Genomic DNA, 3943 nt, shown 5'->3' on the forward strand with positions numbered 1-3943 from the left:
GCCACGACGTCATAGCCATCGGCGGAATAGCGCAGAAACGCCAGTTCCGGATCGTCATGGAAGACTTCCTCGACTTTCTCGGGATCGGCATGCACGCTCGCGCTTTGCGGCAGAGCGGTCTGATGCCGGTCCTGCGCCGGACAGTCGATAAACGGTTCCGGTCCGATATCCGATTCTTTCTGCGGCTGCAGCCAGTCAATCTTCTCCGGGGATTGATAGATGTAGCAATGATCGAGAAACTTCCAGGCCAGCCCGGCCTGATGCGAACGACAGAAAGCGTTGACACGCTCCACCTGCGCCAAAGATAAATCATGATGCGCCAGAATCCGCCCCCGGCCGTCAGCGACCACCGCGCCGTTAACCGCCAGGATATAATCCGGTTCTAACGCGTTCAGCGCCGCACCTAAGCCATAATGCGTCCGTCCGGTCGCGATCACAAAAATCAATCCGCTGCGCTTGGCCTTCGCAATCGCTTCCTGGCACGAACGCGGAATTTCATGGCGGTTTAAATCATACAACGTCCCGTCGACGTCAAAGACCAACATTTTTATCATGAACGAATCACTCCTGGCCTTATTGTACCAGAATTCAGTCGTTCCGCGTGTTCTTTTCCCGCACCGGCCCAGAAAAAAACATCTTCTCAGAGCTGACCGGACTGAGAAAATGTTTTGTTAGTGAATCAAGGCTGCATTTAAGCTTCATCCTTCGCGTAGCACAGCGCGGAATAGTCCTCCTCCGGGACTGGCCGGGAGAAATAGTAGCCCTGGATGTAGCGCGTGTCGATGGATTTCAGGAAATCAACCTGAGCCTGAGTTTCCACGCCTTCGACGATTACCGGAATGTTCAGCGAATGCGATAAGTTGACGATCGACGCGATCACCGCGCCGGAACGCTCGGCATTGTTTTCATCCGAACTGATAAAGCCCATGTCCAGCTTGATGATATCCACCGGCGCATCCTTGAACATGTTCAGCGAGGAATAACCGGCGCCGAAATCGTCCATCAGCACGGTAAAGCCGGCCTGCTGGAGCTGCCGGATCACCGCGTAAATTTGCTCGGTGTCCTCCGCACAGGCGGTTTCCGTAATTTCCAGCTGCAGATCTCCAGGTCTCAATTCATACTTGGCGATCAGATCGGTAAACAGCGCGACCAGATTGGCGCGGTAGAAATTATACTTCGACACATTGACCGACACCGGCGGAACTTGCTCATGGAGCCGGTGCTGACGCTGCAGAAACTGACATGTCTTTTCCCAGACATAATAGTCCAGCTGCATGATCAGTCCGTTTTCTTCCAGCACGCCGACAAACTGCCCCGGGCCCAGCAGTCCCCGGACCGGATGCTGCCAGCGCACCAGCGCTTCCCCGCCGATCACGCGCTGTGCGACGATATCATATTTTGCCTGAATGTAGATGATGATTTCTCCGCGGTCCATCGCGCCCTCGATTTCATCCAGAACCTGCTGCTCGCGGATAATCCGCTGGCGCTGCTGATCCGTGTAGAATCCCACTTCGCTGAACATCGGATCCGTTCGATTCTTGGCCGCCAGCGCCGCCCGGTCCTGCATCAGCTTCATCGGCAGCGATCGGTCGGTAATCGGATACACGCCATATTCCAGCGACAGATTCAAATCGCTGGCATAGTCTTTCAGAATATCCTCACGGCCGTTGGCCTGATACGCTTCGCACGGCGTCATCAACATGAAGTGATCCGCCGTGATCCGGCACGCCAGCGAACCGGGATAACGCCCGCAGTAATCCTGCAGCCGGCTGCCGATATGACTTAACAGCTGATCGGCCTGTTCTACCCCCAGCAGCTCATTGACGATCTTAAACCGCCGGATATTGATATAGATCAAATAATACGGCGGCGGATCCTGCGCCAGGATCGCCTGCGCTTTCTCCGTAAATGTATCCTCGTTGTACAGTCCGCTGATCCGATCCATTTCCGCCTTGTGCCGGAACATTTCGGTGCGCCGCCGCTGAATTTGTTCCTCGGTCTGCTTGCGGCTGCGGTAGATCAGCAGTGTGACGCCCAGAATCAGCGCCAGGGCTAAGGACGCGACCAGATAAGAATTTGCTTTGAGCCAATCTGTCCACGAGGGCTGATAATGCAGTCCCAGCGTGGAATCATAAATAACCTGGTTAATTTCCTTCTGCGACAGACTGGCAATCGTCTTGTTTAAAATCGCCATCAGCACCGGATCAAGATCAGCGCTGGCCGCAAAACAGGGCTGCAGCGACGGGAATTCCAGCGGATAATTATCCTGCAGATCGCTGATGCCTGGTTTCCAGCTGTAATAATTCAGCGTATAGGAATCGCACACGGTCGCCGCGGCTTTGTGATCGGCCACCGCCAGCAGGCACTGAACCAGCGTATCGGCATACAGAATCTGACCCGAAGGCATCTGACTTAAAAACTCGCTGTTGACGGCTGTGTTGTCGGTTACGATCAGGCTGAATTCTTCATTGCCAGCCGTACTGAACTCCTCCGGATTGACGACGACCATCAAATCCAGCTGCAGCAGCGGGTCGCTGAGCTGAACGGCCGCGTTCTGCGTCATCCGCAGGTTGCGCCGGGTGATGCCGCAATAGAGCGACTGCCGGGGATTCTGATCCAGAAACGCGACATAATCCGCCTGGGGAGCCTGCGGCGTCAGCGCAAACCGCAGACCTGATTTCTTCTCGATCAGCGCTAACAGCTGCGGCCAGATTCCCTTCAGTTTCCCCTTTTCCATATAGGCGAAGGGAACCTGCGAGCCGTCCAGACCGACCGGGATCATCCCCGCTTCCCGGATATACGCGTCTTCCTCGCGGGTGAACAGCGGCTGCACGGAATACTGGCTGTCGCCGTAATATTCATCATATAAATGGGCTTCAAAATAAGGGTCCGCCAAAAGCATTTCCGCCAGCGCTTCATCGATCTGCGTCATCAGATCCGGCCGGGCTGAATTGGTGATGATATAAAACGGCGCCGGTTCCAACTTGAGCACGACCTTCGCTTCGTCATGCAGCGCCAATCCCCCGCTGACAATCAGGTCAACCTGTTGGGATAACAGCGCTTCCATCAGCTGATTTTCCGTTTTATATTCCGTTGCCGGACAGTTCAGGCCATGCTTTTCAGCGTAATCCTGCCAGCTTTGATTTTGATAACTGCCCTGAAGCAGTCCGATGCGCAGCCCGTCCATCGCCGCACTGTCGTCGTAATACACCGACGCGTCTTCCCGCGCGTATACCACCGCCAGCTCGTCGCCGATCGGCTGCTGAGAAAAAAGAAACTGATCCGCCCGTTCCTCGGTGTACTGTGCGGTCATGATCAAATCGATCGAACCTTCGTCTAACTGGCTGAGAATCTGCTGCCAGTCGCCATAAACATATTCGTAGCGCCAGCCGGTAATCCGGCTGATCCGCTCGAGCAGCTCCACGCCGTAGCCTGTATATTTTCCAGCCCCGTCTTCTTCAATAAATCCGGCGTAATCAATATAGCCGACGCGGATCACCGGTGTTTCCGCCCGCACAGAAGCGGTCCTTAAAAACGGGATCATCCCATTCAATCCCAGGCAGAAAATTAACATAAAAATAAGCCTGCGTTTTTTCATACAGCGTGATCTTTCCTTCCTGACAAGCGATCAGGTTCGGCCGCTGCGCTCGTTCCGGCGGTCATGGCCTGGTATTCCTAAATTTTGTTCTATAAAAGGATTATATCATTGATTTGTAAAGAATTGGGAAAGATTACCGTTTTCATGATGTTGATTGCTTTTTCTGCTTCCAAAGTCCTGTTCTGACAGCGATAAACACGGGAAATCCGTCTTTTATCCAGAATCTTCCCGCCACCCGCCTGCGGACTGCGTGAGATATCCGCCAGCCGCTATGCCAAAATCCGAACGATCAGGTCCCTCCGCCGCGTCTACGAACAGTTTGCGCGGGGCCAATACACCGGAAAA

The 3943-nt window shown here is 54.2% G+C and carries 2 protein-coding genes; both read right to left on the reverse strand.

What is annotated here, in order from left to right; genetic code table 11:
- On the reverse strand, positions 1–554 hold a 554-nt coding region (locus tag HOLDEFILI_RS11480; protein ID WP_006059873.1), incomplete at its 3' end, for an HAD family hydrolase.
- 137 nt (positions 555–691) lie between these two features.
- The gene (locus HOLDEFILI_RS11485; RefSeq protein ID WP_167317147.1) at positions 692–3574 is read right to left on the reverse strand and encodes an EAL domain-containing protein; all 2883 of its coding nucleotides are present in this window, start codon (positions 3572–3574) and stop codon (positions 692–694) included.
- Between the last annotated feature and the right edge of the window lie 369 nt (positions 3575–3943).

The organism is Holdemania filiformis DSM 12042 (genome assembly GCF_000157995.1).
Taxonomy (GTDB): Bacteria; Bacillota_I; Bacilli_A; order Erysipelotrichales; family Erysipelotrichaceae; genus Holdemania; species Holdemania filiformis.